At 68.2% G+C, this 14,246-nt stretch carries 12 protein-coding genes and 1 pseudogene; 7 read left to right on the forward strand and 6 right to left on the reverse strand.

Going from position 1 to position 14,246, the window contains the following annotated elements:
* Window positions 1-11: 11 nt before the first annotated feature.
* Window positions 12-293, reverse strand: a pseudogene (locus T333_RS10455) (DUF1905 domain-containing protein); the annotation flags it as partial.
* 296 nt (window positions 294-589) lie between these two features.
* Here T333_RS10455 and T333_RS10460 point away from each other — a divergent pair.
* From T333_RS10460 to T333_RS10485, 6 genes are all read left to right on the forward strand, one after another.
* Window positions 590-4,345: a nitrate reductase subunit alpha gene (locus T333_RS10460; RefSeq protein WP_496424344.1), complete on the forward strand. Its 3,756-nt coding sequence runs from the start codon at window positions 590-592 to the stop codon at window positions 4,343-4,345.
* 71 nt (window positions 4,346-4,416) lie between these two features.
* Window positions 4,417-6,204: a nitrate reductase subunit beta gene (narH, locus tag T333_RS10465; RefSeq protein ID WP_496424767.1), complete on the forward strand. Its 1,788-nt coding sequence runs from the start codon at window positions 4,417-4,419 to the stop codon at window positions 6,202-6,204.
* A complete protein-coding gene (gene narJ / locus T333_RS10470) occupies window positions 6,201-6,881 on the forward strand; it encodes a nitrate reductase molybdenum cofactor assembly chaperone (RefSeq protein ID WP_355003918.1) in 681 nt (226 codons plus the stop codon). The genes narH and narJ overlap by 4 nt, the downstream gene beginning before the upstream one ends.
* The gene (gene narI, locus T333_RS10475) at window positions 6,878-7,636 is read left to right on the forward strand and encodes a respiratory nitrate reductase subunit gamma (RefSeq protein WP_355003919.1); all 759 of its coding nucleotides are present in this window, start codon (window positions 6,878-6,880) and stop codon (window positions 7,634-7,636) included. Before narJ ends, narI begins: the two co-directional genes overlap by 4 nt.
* A gap of 130 nt (window positions 7,637-7,766) precedes the next feature.
* Window positions 7,767-7,991, forward strand: coding sequence for a type II toxin-antitoxin system HicA family toxin (locus tag T333_RS10480; RefSeq protein WP_355003920.1), 225 nt, complete (start codon window positions 7,767-7,769; stop codon window positions 7,989-7,991).
* Complete coding sequence (locus tag T333_RS10485) at window positions 7,988-8,386, forward strand: hypothetical protein (protein ID WP_357256260.1); 399 nt, start codon at window positions 7,988-7,990, stop codon at window positions 8,384-8,386. The genes T333_RS10480 and T333_RS10485 overlap by 4 nt, the downstream gene beginning before the upstream one ends.
* Window positions 8,387-8,433: 47 nt before the next feature.
* Here the strand turns inward: T333_RS10485 and T333_RS10490 are convergent, their stop codons facing one another.
* The 3 genes from T333_RS10490 to T333_RS10500 form a co-directional block, all read right to left on the reverse strand.
* Window positions 8,434-8,880 carry a cupin domain-containing protein gene (locus T333_RS10490; protein WP_496424345.1) on the reverse strand — a complete coding sequence of 149 codons (447 nt, stop codon included), beginning with the start codon at window positions 8,878-8,880 and terminating at the stop codon, window positions 8,434-8,436.
* Between the two features lie 224 nt (window positions 8,881-9,104).
* Complete coding sequence (locus tag T333_RS10495; protein WP_496424346.1) at window positions 9,105-9,440, reverse strand: TfoX/Sxy family protein; 336 nt, start codon at window positions 9,438-9,440, stop codon at window positions 9,105-9,107.
* Between the two features lie 132 nt (window positions 9,441-9,572).
* Window positions 9,573-11,312, reverse strand: a complete 1,740-nt coding sequence (locus T333_RS10500; protein WP_357256257.1) for an N-acyl-D-amino-acid deacylase family protein — start codon at window positions 11,310-11,312, stop codon at window positions 9,573-9,575.
* 201 nt (window positions 11,313-11,513) lie between these two features.
* Between T333_RS10500 and T333_RS10505 the strand changes: the two genes are divergently transcribed.
* Complete coding sequence (locus T333_RS10505) at window positions 11,514-12,143, forward strand: TetR/AcrR family transcriptional regulator (protein WP_496424347.1); 630 nt, start codon at window positions 11,514-11,516, stop codon at window positions 12,141-12,143.
* Between the two features lie 80 nt (window positions 12,144-12,223).
* On the opposite strand, the gene T333_RS10510 is transcribed toward T333_RS10505, so the two are convergent.
* Both T333_RS10510 and T333_RS10515 read right to left on the reverse strand, forming a co-directional pair.
* On the reverse strand, window positions 12,224-13,003 hold the full coding sequence (locus tag T333_RS10510) for a sirohydrochlorin chelatase (protein ID WP_496424348.1): 780 nt from the start codon (window positions 13,001-13,003) through the stop codon (window positions 12,224-12,226).
* Window positions 13,000-14,244 (reverse strand): uroporphyrinogen-III synthase, encoded by a 1,245-nt coding sequence (locus T333_RS10515; RefSeq protein WP_355003929.1) that lies wholly within the window; start codon window positions 14,242-14,244, stop codon window positions 13,000-13,002. The genes T333_RS10510 and T333_RS10515 overlap by 4 nt, the downstream gene beginning before the upstream one ends.
* Window positions 14,245-14,246 lie beyond the last annotated feature (2 nt).

Consider the following 14,246-nt stretch of genomic DNA (forward strand, 5'->3'; position numbering starts at 1 on the left):
GGGCCGCCGCCCATCGAGACGAGGGAGCCGGTGTAGGCGATGCCGTCGAAGCCGGCCTCGACCGGGATCCGTCCTCCGCCGCCGAGCGCGGCGACGACCTCGGCGGGCACCGCGATGTAGGCGCCCCTCGATTTCGGCCTCGAATCGCCGCATACGCGCAGGGCAATCGCGAGGCGCCGGACAGCCGCCGATTCGCGGCAAACGAATGGCGAATCACACGAGTCTGGACGAATCGGGGTCCGGCATGGTAGCCACGTGGGCAGTGGGCGGCGCCACAATTCGGCCTCGAACACCCCTGCGGGTTGTGTTAACGATTGTAAACCGCCCGAGAACCCCCGGTTTCGAAAGCTTCACCGGCAAGGCCCCGAAACGCCTGCCCGATGCCGCATTTCGGCCGGTCAGCCCGCATCGGCCCAGGTCACGTGAATGTCACCGAAGGTCGGTTGCAACCGTCCAGTGACCGGCACGTTGCCGCGACCTCACAACTCACAGACCGCCTCCGCGCGCTGTGAGAGAATCGTTTGGCCGCGCGTCTTCACCTCCTTACAGTCGGTGCAACAGCCCGATTTCACAGCTCGAAGGGGGCGTCGTGGTTAACTCACGCACTCATGTTTCGGCACCCTCCGACCAGGCGGGCCCGCTTTCCTCCGACGCCGGTGACGCATTGCTCCGGCTGGGCAAATACTTTCAGCGCGGCGAGGTCTCCTCGGATCAACGCAGCCTGCACAAAGTCGGCGGCCGCGGCGCCGACGACTTCTATCGCGACCGCTGGGCGCACGACAAGGTGGTGCGCTCCACGCACGGCGTGAACTGCACGGGCTCGTGCTCGTGGAAGATCTACGTCAAGGACGGCGTGATCACCTGGGAGTCGCAGCAGACCGACTACCCCTCGGTCGGCGCGGACAAGCCCGAGTACGAACCGCGCGGCTGCCCGCGCGGCGCGTCCTTCTCCTGGTATACCTACTCGCCCGCGCGGGTGCGTTACCCATACGTGCGCGGCGCGCTGCTGGAGCTGTACCGCGAGGCCAAGGCCCAGCTCAAGGATCCCGTGCTGGCCTGGGAATCCATCGTGGAGGACCCGGCGAAGGCCAAGAAGTACAAATCCGCCCGCGGCAAGGGCGGTTTCGTGCGCGCCGAATGGTGGGAGGCCGCCGAGATCGCCGCCGCCGCGCACGTGCACACCATCAAGCGCTACGGGCCCGACCGGGTCGCGGGCTTCTCGCCCATCCCGGCCATGTCGATGGTCAGCCACGCCGTCGGCGCCCGGTTCATCTCGCTGCTCGGCGGGTCGATGCTGTCGTTCTACGACTGGTACGCCGACCTGCCCGTCGCCTCGCCGCAGGTGTTCGGCGACCAAACCGACGTGCCGGAATCGGCCGACTGGTTCGACGCGGGCTATCTGATCATGTGGGGCTCCAACGTGCCCGTCACCAGGACGCCGGACGCGCACTACATGACCGAGGCCCGCTACCGCGGCCAGAAGGTGGTCGTGGTCTCCCCCGACTACGCCGACAACACCAAGTTCGCCGACGAGTGGGTGCCCGCGCGCCCGGGAACCGATGCGGCGCTTGCCATGTCGATGGGGCACGTGATCCTGAAGGAGTTCTTCCTCCAGCGCGACACCCCGCGGTTCCTCGACTACGTCAAGCGCTACACCGACCTGCCGTACCTGGTCTGCCTGGACGACCCTGAGGGCTGGGACGCCGAGGGCGTGTACCACCACGACGGCGCGCTGGCGGGCAAGTTCCTCACGGCCGCCGATCTCGGCGAGTCCGTCGAAGCCGCGGAGCACAAGCCCGTGCTGCTCGACAACTCCGGAAACCCCGTGGTGCCCAACGGTTCTCTCGGCCACCGCTTCACCGAGGGCGACGCGGGCAAGTGGAACCTGGACCTCGGCGACGTCGATCCGCTGCTGAGTCTGTACGGCGCGGAGGGCAATCAGCCGGTCGCGGTGCGACTGCCGCGCTTCGACACCGACAAGGCGGGCGTGCTGCTGCGCGGCGTGCCGACGGTGACCGTCGCGGGCAAGCGCGTGACCACCGTGTTCGACCTCCTGCTCGCGCAGTACGGCGTCGGGCGCGACGGACTGCCCGGTGAATGGCCGACCGGCTACGACGACGCCTCCACCCCCTACACGCCCGCCTGGCAGGAGACCATCACCGGCGTCCCGGCCAAGCAGGCCGAGCGCATCGCGCGCGAATTCGCCGACAACGCGGACCGTTCCGGCGGTCGCTCGATGATCCTGATGGGCGCGGGCACCAACCACTGGTTCCACTCCGATCAGATCTACCGCGCCTTCTTCACCCTGACACTGCTCACCGGCTGCCAGGGCGTGAACGGCGGCGGCTGGGCGCATTACGTCGGCCAGGAGAAGTGTCGTCCGGTGACCGGCTGGGCCACTTTGGCTTTCGGGCTGGACTGGCAGCGTCCGCCGCGCCAGATGCAGGGCACCGTGTTCTGGTATCTGACCAACGACCAGTGGCGCTACGACCCGTTCACCGCCGAGTCGTTCTCCTCGCCGCTCGGCAAGGGCGTGTTCGAGGGCCGCACCGCGGCCGACAACATCGCCCTGGCCAGCAGGCTGGGCTGGATGCCGAGCTACCCGACCTTCAACCGCAACCCGCTCGATCTCGTGGACGAGGCCGAGGCCGCGGGCACGACGCCCGCCGAGCACGTCGTCGCGGGCCTGAAGTCCGACGACCTGCGCTTCGCCTGCGAGGACCCCGACGCGCCGGAGAACTTCCCGCGCTGCCTGACGGTCTGGCGCGCCAACCTGCTCGGCTCCTCCGGCAAGGGCAACGAGTACTTCCACAAGCACCTGCTCGGCGCGGACTCCAACCTCCAGGCGGGCGAGGCGACCGGGGTGCGGCCGCAGGAGCTGGTCTGGCGGGACGAGGCGGCGACCGGAAAGCTGGATCTGCTGCTCTCCCTGGACTTCCGGATGACGAGTACCACGCTGTTCTCCGACATCGTGCTGCCCGCGGCCACCTGGTACGAGAAGCACGATCTCTCCTCCACCGACATGCACCCGTTCGTGCACGCGTTCTCCCCGGCCATCTCGCCGCCGTGGGAGGCCAAGACCGACTTCGACGCGTTCCACCGGATCGCCCGCGGCTTCTCCTGGATGGCCGAGAAGCACCTCGGCAAGCGCAAGGACATCGTCGCGGTGCCGCTGCAGCACGACTCGGCGGACGCCATGGCGCAGGCGGGCGGCCGCGTGCTGGACTGGAAAGCCGGTGACTGCGAACCGATTCCGGGCAAGACCATGCCGAAGCTGGTGGTGGTCGAACGCGACTACCCGAAGGTGGCCGAGAAGATGGCCGCGCTCGGGCCGCTGGTCGACACCCTCGGCGTCACCACCAAGGGCGTGACCACCCACCCGAACGTCGAGGTCGAGTACCTCGCGGGCATGAACGGCACCGTGGTTTCCGGTGTGGCGCAGGGCCGTCCGTCGCTGGCCAAGGACACCCACGCGGCCGAGGCCATCCTCGCGCTGTCGGGCACCACCAACGGCCGCCTCGCCGTGGAGGGCTTCGAGGAGCTGGAGCATCGCACCGGCACGAAGCTCGCCGACCTGGCCGCCGAGCACGAGGGCAAGCGAATCACCTTCGCCGACACCCAGGCTCGGCCGGTGCCGGTGATCACCTCGCCGGAGTGGTCGGGCAGCGAGACCGGCGGACGCAGGTACTCGCCGTTCACCATCAACACCGAACGGCTCAAGCCCTGGCACACCCTGACCGGACGCCAGCACTTCTACCTCGACCACGACTGGATGATCGAGCTCGGCGAACAGCTGCCGATCTTCCGGCCGCCGCTGGACATGACCGCACTGTTCAGCGAGCCCGGTGTGGGTTCGGTGACCGAGAAGGGCGTCACGGTCAGATATCTGACGCCGCACTCGAAGTGGTCGATCCACTCCGCCTACCAGGACAACCTGCACATGCTGACGCTCTCGCGCGGCGGTCAGTCGATCTGGATGTCGGACAAGGACGCCGCGAAGATCGGTGTGGCCGACAACGATTGGATCGAGGCGATCAACCGCAACGGCATCGTGGTCGCGCGCGCCATCGTCTCGCACCGCATGCCGGAGGGCACCGTGTTCATGTACCACGCGCAGGACCGCGCGGTGGACGTGCCGCGCATCGAGGGCACCCCCGAGGTGAACGACGCGCGCGGCAAACGCGGCGGTATCCACAACGCGCTCACCCGGATCATGATCAAGCCCTCGCATCTCATCGGCGGGTACGCGCAGCAGTCCTTCGCGCTGAACTACCACGGCCCCACGGGTAACCAGCGCGACGAAGTGACGACTATTCGCAAGCGGTCCCAGAAAGTGGAGTACTGACATGAGCCCGACGAGGTGCCGACGCTCTGTCCGATTGCGGTCGCAGAAGGTGGAGTACTGATATGCGTGTCATGGCACAGCTCGCCATGGTGATGAACCTGGACAAGTGCATCGGCTGCCACACCTGCAGCGTCACCTGCAAGCAGGCGTGGACCAACCGCGGCGGCACCGAGTACGTCTGGTTCAACAACGTGGAAACCCGGCCCGGACAGGGCTATCCGCGTCAGTACCAGGATCAGGAGAAGTGGAAGGGCGGCTGGACGCTCACCAAGCGCGGCAAGCTGACCCTGAAGTCCGGTTCGCGAATGAAGCGGCTGCTCAACATCTTCGCCAACCCGGACCTGCCCACGGTGTCGGACTACTACGACCCGTGGAGCTACGACTACGACAACCTGCTGTCCTCCCCCGCCATCGACACCACGCCGGTGGCGCGACCGAAATCGCTGATCACCGGCGAGGACACGAAGGTCACCTGGGGTGCCAACTGGGACGACGACCTCGGCTCCGGCCCGGAGCAGGTCGGCAAGGACCCGCTGCTGAACAAGCTCTCGGACAAGGTGAAACTGGAGTTCGAAGAGACCTTCATGTTCTACCTGCCGCGCATCTGCGAGCACTGCCTGAACCCGTCGTGCGCGGCGTCCTGTCCCTCCGGCGCGATCTACAAGCGGGCCGAGGACGGCATCGTGCTCGTCGACCAGGACAAGTGCCGCGGCTGGCGGCAGTGCATCACCGGATGTCCGTACAAGAAGATCTACTTCAACCACAAGACGGGCAAGGCGGAGAAGTGCACCTTCTGCTACCCGCGCGTGGAGGTCGGCATTCCGACGGTGTGTTCGGAGACCTGCGTGGGACGGCTGCGCTACATCGGCGTCATGCTCTACGACGCGGACAAGGTGCAGGAGGCGGCGTCGGTCACCGACACCAAGGACCTGTACCCCTCGCAACTCGGCGTCTTCCTCAACCCGCACGACCCGCGGGTCGTCGCGGAGGCCGAGCGCGCCGGCATCTCGCCGGAATGGATTCAGGCGGCGCAGGATTCGCCGGTCTACAAGCTGATCGTGGACTACCAGATCGCGCTGCCGCTGCACCCGGAATATCGGACCATGCCGATGGTCTGGTACGTGCCGCCGCTCTCGCCGGTGGTGGACGTGCTCACCGAGACCGGGCACGACGGGGAGAACCACGCGAACCTGTTCGGCGCCATCGACGCGCTGCGCATTCCGGTGGAGTACCTGGCGGAGCTGTTCACCGCGGGTGAGCTCGGTCCGGTGCGGGCGTCGCTGCAAAGGCTCGCCGCCATGCGGTCTTTCATGCGGTCGGTGAACCTCGGCGAGGAGCCCGATCCCTCGATCGCGCCGTCGGTACGGCTGGAGCCCGAGGAGATCGAGGCGCTGTACCGGCTGCTCGCCATCGCGAAGTACGAGCACCGGTATGTGATCCCGCAGGGCGCGACTTCGCAGGCGCACGAACTGGATTCGCTGGCGACCGGGTGCAGTCTGGACACCGATGGTGGGCCGGGTATGACCGCGTTCGACCAGATGGTGGAGAAGTTCCATCTGACGGACTCCAACGGGGCTGCGCCGGAGGAGAAGTCGACCCGGATCAATTTGCTCAACTGGGATGGGAAGAGCACCAAGGGTTTGATTCCGACCAACGGTGCTGGGTCCAACGGTTCTGGCTCCAACGGCTCGGCTGCGCAGAACGGCGCGGGGCACAACGGCGCAGAGTCCGGCGACTCCAAGGCGAACGGCAGCAACGGCGCTGCCGGAGTAGGGGCCGCGAACGGCAGCAACGGCGCTGCCGGGAACGGTTCGTCCACCGAGGATGTGACCGCGACGTCGAGCGGGGTCACCAGATGAGTCTGCTGAAACTGCGTCGGCGGCCCGAGCCCGCCGTGCGGATGGCCGAGCGCGACCGTCGCCTGGTGTGGCGGCTCGCCGCGCTGCTGCTGGACTACCCCGGCCAGGCAACGCTGGCCATGCTGGACGAATTGTCCAGTGCGGCAGATCAATTGCCCGACGAGGTGCGCCCGCAGCTGGCCGGTCTGCTGACCCACCTGCGCACGACGCCGCCGATCGACCTGGCCGCCGACTACGTCGCGACCTTCGACATGCGGCGTCGCGCCAGCCTGCACCTGACCTTCTACGCCTACGGCGACACCCGCAAGCGCGGCATGGCGTTGCTGCGTTTCAAGCACGCCTACCGGCACGCCGGGGTGGAACTGGGTGATCAGGAACTGCCCGATCACCTGCCCGTATTGCTCGAATTCGCCGCGACGGTGGACCCGATCGGCGGCGAGCGCCTGCTCGGCGAGCACCTGCCGGTCATCGAGCTGCTGCGACTCTCGTTGTCCGACAGCGGTTCTCCCTACGCGGGGGCGCTCGCCGCGGTGGTGGCCACGCTGCCGCCGCTCACCACGGCCGATCGGCGGCGCATCGCCGAGCTCGCGGCCGAAGGTCCCCCGGAGGAAGAGGTCGGGCTGGAACCCTTCGCCATGGACCCCACGATGTTCGCTCAATCGGAAGGCCGTCGATGAACGCCGTCCCGCACCTGCCCGTCGAGTTGTGGCTGATCCTGCCGTACGTCGCGTTCACCTCGTTCGTGCTCGGCCACATCTGGCGCTACCGCAACGACCAGTTCGGCTGGACCACCCGGTCCTCGCAGATCTACGAGAGCAGGTTGCTGCGGCTGGGCAGTCCGCTGTTCCACTTCGGCATGCTCGGGGTGTTCTTCGGGCACGTGCTCGGCGTGCTGATTCCCGAGTCGTGGACCGAAGCCGTCGGCATCAACGACCACACCTATCACCTGATCGCGGTCGGCGCCGGTTCGGTGGCCGGTCTCTCCGTGCTGGCCGGTGTGGGCATTCTGCTGTACCGCCGGTTCACGGTGACCGCGGTACGCAAAGCGACCACCGCCAACGACAAGCTGATGTACGCCCTGCTCACCGCCGCGCTGGTCACCGGCCTGACCAACACCTGGGGCGCCAACCTGTTGTTCGGCACCTACAACTACCGCGAGACCGTCTCTCCCTGGTTCCGCAGCCTGTTCACCCTGAATCCGCAACCGGAACTGATGGTCGACACCCCGTGGCCGTTCCAGCTGCACGGGCTGGTCGTCCTCGTCCTGGTCGCCCTGTGGCCCTACACCCGCCTGGTCCACATGTTCAGCGCCCCCATCGGCTACCTCACCCGCCCCTACATCGTCTACCGCCACAAACAACCCAACGCCACCGACTCCCGCCGCTACGCCCGCGCCTGGGACGCCCCGGTCACCCCGGAACGCTGGCGCTGATCTCCTTCGCCCCCACCGCAACCCGGTGGGGGCGACTTCGTATTGAGCGGATGCGGACTTGCAATCTGACTAGCTACATTTTCTGCTAGTTTGCTAGCCATGCTTGCGCCTAGCGCGCTAGCATGCTGTCATGATTGCGGAGCAACCGACCCGGAAGGTCCTGAAGGCCCTCAAAGCCGCGGGCTGGTCGAAGCTCCGCGACGGAGCGGGCAGCCACACGATCTACGGTTGCCGAACCGGCAAGCATGACGTGAGCGTCCCGGACGGGCACACCACCATCTCGCCGGGCGTGGCCAGGTCGATCTACAAGGCCGTAGGGTCCTGCGACTGCCCGGAGGAGGAAGAGAAGCAGTGAGCAAGGCAATCACCTACGACGTGCACGCGAGCCGTGTCGGACGATGGTGGGAAATCACCATCCCCGATGTGTACGGAGCCGATCCTTGCGGTCAAGCGCGCCATCTCACCGACGTCGGATACGAAGCGCGCACCATCATCGCCGCCAAGCTCGACGTGCCACTGTCCCGGGTGGAATCACGGTTGATCGTCGACGATTTCGGGGACGCGCACGACGTCAACGAGCGGGTGGAGCACATCGCACAACTCCGCTCGACGATCGAGCGGCTGACCGAGGAACTGAATGCCGAGCAGCGCTCGCTCGTCAAAGAGCTTCGACGCGAAGACGTCCCCGACGTCGATGTCGCCACGTTGCTCAATGTGGCGCGGCAGCGGATCGGCCAACTGGCGAAATAGGCTCGGATCCCAAGCCATCGCAGGTCTCGAGAACCGTTGCGACGGGTTCAGGCGCAGTCCGGGGCCGGGGCGTCGCGGAAGAGGGGGTCGCCCGTCGGTGGGACGTAGACGACATCGAGGACCAGGGGCTCGGTGCCGAGATTCTGGCCGATGTGGACATTCCACTCTCCGGCCGGTTCGTAGATGAAGTCGCCCGTGCGATACACCGGCGCGACACAGTCCGGCCCGGGATGGGTGAGGGTGCCGGAGCGAACGAAGCCGAAGACCGGGCCGTCGTGATAGTGCCACCCGGTCGACCCGCCCGGCCCGATGGTGATCTCCCGAACCACCAGATCGGTCCCCGCCACGAACGGCAGCAACCCTGCCGGAATCTGCGCATGCCCCAGGGTGGTCGCCGTGATATCCGAGCCGGGTGTTGCCTCGGCGCGTATCGCGCCAACCAGCGACCCGCCGAGCACCGCCACAACGACGGCTACACGCACAATGGGCGTCATCGGCGCAGCGTATCGAGCGCGGGACGGCCGGGAAAGGGTCGACAGCGAATCCGTCCAAACTGTCCGATTCACTAATCGGTCGGCGCGGCATAGTTCGTCAAGTGATGCCGCGCGGGCGTCCAGCTGGGCGTGGTGATGCGGATGCGTTCGACGTCAGTGGCTTGCGAGTCCTGCGGCTCGCGGCGCGGCGGCCATAGTTGCGGTTGCAAGCGCGGCGCGGGCGTCTACCTCTTGGCCGGGAGGGAGCGGGCGTAGTCGACGCCGCGGTCGACCCACTCGCGCAGGGTTGTGTCGTCGCGGATCGGTGTGCCGGTCACTCGGAGCCAGCCGACCATTTCTCGGCCGCCCATGGTCATCGGCGTGACGGTTTCGTCGTCGATCATGGTGGCGCTTTGGGCCGGGTCGACGCGGACGAGCAGGCCGCCCTGGCCGCTGGCGGCCACCGCCATGTTGCCGCTGATCATGAAGGCGAGACCGCCGAACATCTTCTTCTCGGTCATGTCGAGGCCGGGATCGATCAGGTCGCGGATCCGCTCGGCCAGTTCCTCGTCGTATGCCATAGGTCACAGTGTGGACCTGGGCACCGACAGATCGCTGCCCCTTTACGCGGTGCGCAACCCGTGTGCCGCCCCTTCGCGCGGGCGGCGCGAACGCCACAACCCCTTCGCGCGGGCGGCGCGAACGTCACGTCGTCATCCGGCGCGCAGGAACCGCCCCGCCTGTTCCGTGCCGAGCCCGGGTCCGGCGGCGCCGGAGCCGAACACGTACTTCCCACCGATGAACACCGCGGTGACGGTCGCGTCGTTGCGATTGACCATGCGGGACAAGTTGTCGTAGTGCGGAGCCGGGTGTTCGGCGTAGGTGTCGAGGGTGGCGTCGAGATGGGCCGGGTCGATCACGACGGCGTCGGCACGGTCGCCGACGCGCAGGCGGCCCGCGTCCAAGCCGTACCACTCGGCGAGTTCACCGGTCAGGCGGTGGACCGCGTGCTCGAGCGTCATGAACGGCCGGCGCGCTCGTTCGGCGTCGTGGACGCGACGCAGCAGTCGCAGGCCGAAGTTGTAGAAGGCCATGTTGCGCAGGTGCGCGCCCGCGTCCGAGAAGCCGAGCTGGATGCCGGGATCCGCCGCGAAACGGTCGAGCACGGCGGGGCGGTGGTTGGAAATGGTTGTGCGCCAACGCACTTTGGTGCCGTGTTCCACGACGAGATCGAGGAACGCGTCGACCGGATGCAGGCCGCCGCGGTCGAGACCGACCTGACCGAAGGTCTTGCCGAGCACGGATTCGTCGGGGCATTCGACGATCTCGGCGTCGAAGAAGTCGCGATGCCAGACGCGGGGACCGAACTTCTTGTCGTAGTCCTTGCGGAACCAGCGGCGATAGCCTTCATCGCTCAGCAGGTCCGCACGCTCTTCGAGCTGGTCGGCGAGATGCAATGCCGCGGCGCCCGATCCGAATTCCTCGAACACCGGCAGGTCGATCCCGTCGGAATACACCTCGAACGGCACCGGTAAATGCTGCCAGCGGAAATCGCCGCCGAGCGCGTTGACGGCGCGGGCGAGCGCCGGAAACGCCCGCGCCACACCGGGAATCGCCTTCACGTCCGCGGCCGAGAGCAGGCTCACCTTGAGCGGTTCCCGCCACAGCCCGATGCTGCTCGCGGCCATCGCGACCAGGCTCTGCGGCCGTGCCACGTCGGGTCCGCCCTGCAAGGCGCGCCCGCGGCGGCGCAGAATCGTGTTGAGCACGCTGCGTTCCCGGCTCGTCGCGTACGTGGAGGGCAGGGTGCGCGAGCGGCAACGCTGCCCGTCGAGCTTGTCGAACAGCAGCTGCTGGGAGGACATGCCGACGAAGCCCGCGTCGAGGGCTTCGGTGAGTGCGCGCCGCATCGTGGCGAGCTCGTCGGGAGTCGCCTTCACCTCGCGCCTGGTGGCGCGATCGAGCCCCATCACGGCCGCGCGAACGTCGGAATGCCCGAGGAAGCCGGCCACATTCGGCCCGAGCGGCAGCGCGTCGAGCGCCGCGGCGTACTCCTCGGCGGTGCGCCAGGACTTCAGGTCGCCGATCGCGGCGACGACGTGTCCGCGCGGAATGGCTTCGACCCGGCCGAACAGATCGCCCGCCGTCTCCGCGTCGGCGTGCACTGTCGACAGCGAACACGAACCGAGCAGCACGGTCGTCACGCCGTGGCGCACCGATTCCGGCAGCGCTGGATCGAGCAATACCTCCACGTCGTAGTGGGTGTGGATGTCGATCATGCCGGGAATCACCCAGTGCCCGGCGGCGTCGACGACCCGGCCGCAGCCGGTCTCGTCGAGCGGCACGGCCGACACCTCGGCCACCCTGCCGGCGCGGATGCCGAGATGGCGAACCGCTGACGGGGCGCCCGTGCCGTCGAACCACCGGCCGCCCTTGATGATGCTGTCGAACATCGCTGACTCCCTACAAAGCGATCTCGCACCGCACGACCGCGCCGGTCGCAGTGCGCGGCAACGGTTCCGCGGTGATCCGGCCACGGGGCGAGAACCTCGAGCCGCGGTCGTCGGCGAACCCAGCCGACGTGACCTGCACCACAACGTAGCACTGGCTAGACACCATGTCTAGTGACTTTGCGCATCGTCTAGGATGAGTTCATGCCGACCGAACCGACCGAGGCCCGCCGCGGCTTGTTGCGCGAGGAACAGAAACGCCTGACCCGAGCGCGGATCGTCGACACCGCGCGCCACCTGTTCGAAACGCAGGGCTACTCCTCGGTCCGCGTCGACGACATCGCCGCCGCGGTCGGCTGTAGCCGGGCCACCTTCTACCTGCACTTCACCGGCAAACCGGAGGTGCTGCGTGCCATCGCCGAGGCGGGCACCCTCGCCAGCGTTCGCCTCTTCTACGCCGACCTGGACCGGGTGCTCACCACCGGATCACGAGAAGAGTTCGCGGACTGGATGACCCGGGCCATCGACTGGTTCTTCGCGAACAAGGACATGCTGCCCGCATGGGACGAGGCGACCGCACTCGAGCCGGAATTCCGCGAGGTCGCGCGCGAGGGCATCATGACGCTCGCCGACAGCATGCCCGCCTACCTGTCCCGCTGGCCCGCCGAACGCAGGGACGAAGCGCGACTGCGCATCGAACTACTTGTCGCGCAACTGGAACGGTTCTTCACCCGCTGGGCCATGCAGGGCACGATCGACGTCTCCGCGGGCCAGGCGGCCGAGGTGCTCACCGACATCTGGTTCCCCGCACTCGTGGCGCCGGGGGGCGATTGATGCCCACCACGGCAGCGGCGCGCCGACTCCTTACCTAGGCCACCGACGGCGCCGCCGCGAGCCTCGGGGGCGAACGACACTCAGCGCACGCGAGTATCGACCATTTCGCGCACGGCCGCGCGATAACGGTCCGCGATGAGCCGGACGACCGCGGGATGCACGCCGATGGGTTCCGCCACGCCGTCCGCGCCCGCGTCGTGCAGCCGCTGCTGGAACAGCCCGTGCGCCAGCAGATAGGACGCGACGAACACCCGCCGCGCACCGGAGGCACGCAGGTCGGCGACGACTTCCGGAACGCGCGGCGCGCCCGTGGCGACGTAGCCGATGCGCACCGGTGCATCCAGGTGCTCGGCCAGCATCGCGGCCGCGCGCCGAACGTCTTGCCGCGCACGGGCATCCGAGGACCCCGCCGCCGCGAACACGACCGCGTCACCGCGCCGCCAGCCCGCCGCGCGCAACCGCACCGCCATGATCCTGGCCAGCGCCGGATCCGGCCCCATGGCCGGGGTGACGGCCACTGCGTCGTGCCCGCTCTCGGCGACCTCGCGCGGCACGTCTTGGTAGACGTGGTAGCCGGAGGCGAGGAACGCCGGAACCAGCACGGCGGGAACAGATTCCGTCGTTCCGGTCAGAGCCCGCAGCACCTCCGACGGCGACGGGCCGAGCACGTCGACGAAGGCGGTGCGGACCGCGGGCGCGTCGGTACGGTCGCCGCGCCCCGAAATCGCGGCGTCCGTTTCCGAAAGAGCCTGCGCCGCAGCGAGTTCACGGGAGACCGCTTCGGCAAGAGCGGCGATCATCTCCACGCCCCTGGTGCTTCGGGTGCCGTGCGCCACCAGCACCAGGGCGGGGGTGCTCACCAGCTCCCCATCGGTTGCGGAGCGTACTTGGGAGCACGCACGGGCGACCCGATACCGGGCACCTGCGGCCGCGCTTGCGGCACCTGGCGCGGATTGTTGTCGGTGCACTCGGCGGCGTCCAAAGCGAGCCGGTAGCCGCGCTTGACCACGGTCTGGATCGCCTTCGGCGTGCCGAGTCCGGCGCGCAGCCTGGCGATCGCGGTCTCCACGGCGTGCGTGTCGTCACCGCCGCCGGGCAGCGCGGAGAGCAGGTCCTCGCGGGAGACCACCCGACCGGGCTGGCGGGCCAGCGAACGCATCAGCGCCATCGGCGCGGGCGCCAGCTGACGCACCTCGCCGTCCACGACGACACACGCGCCGCGCACGCTGATGTTGTGTCCGGCGGCCTGAATCCGGTTGGCGCGCCTGGGCAATTCCTCGGCCACGTGCCTGGCCAGCGCGCCGAGACGCGCGCGCCCCGGCATCGAGGTCGGCACACCGAGCTCTTCCAGCGGCGCGGCGGTGATCGGACCGACGCAGGCCGCGAGCACCCGACCGCGCAGGGCGTGCAGCACGCCCTCCAGCAGACCGGTTTCCTTGGCGCGCATCAACATCGACGCCACGGCGGGCGCGCTGGTGAAGGTCACGCAGTCCAGGCTCGCGGTGACGATGGCCTCGATCAGCTGGTCCATCGGGCCCTGATCGGCGGGCGGAGTCCAGCGGTACACCGGCACCGGAACGACATCCGCTCCGGCGCAACGCAATACCTCACAGAAGTCCGGGACGGGCTCCCATTCGGTGGTGGCGCCGTGCAGCTGCACCGCGATGCGCACGCCCTCCACGCCCTCGGCCAGCAGGTGATCGAGCACCTCGGCCGACGACTCGGAGGCGGGCGACCACTCCTCGCGCAGTTCCGCGGCGCGGATGGCGCCCTTGGCTTTCGGGCCGCGCGCCAGCATGCGGGTGGCGGCCAGCGTGCTGCGCAGTTCCTCGGCCAGGCCCCAGCCTTCGGCCGCTTCCATCCAGCCGCGGAAACCGATGCCGGTGGTGGCGACGGTGATCTGCGGCGGCTCGGCGACCAAAGTCCTTGTGACACGCTCCAGTTCGGTGTCGTCGGCCAACGGAATGATCCGGATGGCGGGCGCCGTGACGATGGTGGCGCCCCTCCTTTTGAGCAGGGTGGAGAACTCCTCGGCTCGCCGAGCCGCCGTGACGCCGACCGTGAATCCAGCGAGACAGGCGCCCGCTTCAGTTGTCGTCATAG

It is taken from the genome of Nocardia sp. CNS-044 (assembly GCF_059570515.1).

Excerpts from the sequence above, each read along its gene's own strand:
- narH (WP_496424767.1), top strand. The coding sequence starts at position 4,417 with ATGGCACAGCTCGCCATGGTGATGAACCTGGACAAGTGCATCGGCTGC.
- narJ (WP_355003918.1), top strand. The coding sequence starts at position 6,201 with ATGAGTCTGCTGAAACTGCGTCGGCGGCCCGAGCCCGCCGTGCGGATG.
- narI (WP_355003919.1), top strand. The coding sequence starts at position 6,878 with ATGAACGCCGTCCCGCACCTGCCCGTCGAGTTGTGGCTGATCCTGCCG.
- T333_RS10480 (WP_355003920.1), top strand. The coding sequence starts at position 7,767 with ATGATTGCGGAGCAACCGACCCGGAAGGTCCTGAAGGCCCTCAAAGCC.
- T333_RS10490 (WP_496424345.1), bottom strand. The coding sequence starts at position 8,880 with ATGACGCCCATTGTGCGTGTAGCCGTCGTTGTGGCGGTGCTCGGCGGG.
- T333_RS10495 (WP_496424346.1), bottom strand. The coding sequence starts at position 9,440 with ATGGCATACGACGAGGAACTGGCCGAGCGGATCCGCGACCTGATCGAT.
- T333_RS10500 (WP_357256257.1), bottom strand. The coding sequence starts at position 11,312 with ATGTTCGACAGCATCATCAAGGGCGGCCGGTGGTTCGACGGCACGGGC.
- T333_RS10505 (WP_496424347.1), top strand. The coding sequence starts at position 11,514 with ATGCCGACCGAACCGACCGAGGCCCGCCGCGGCTTGTTGCGCGAGGAA.
- T333_RS10515 (WP_355003929.1), bottom strand. The coding sequence starts at position 14,244 with ATGACGACAACTGAAGCGGGCGCCTGTCTCGCTGGATTCACGGTCGGC.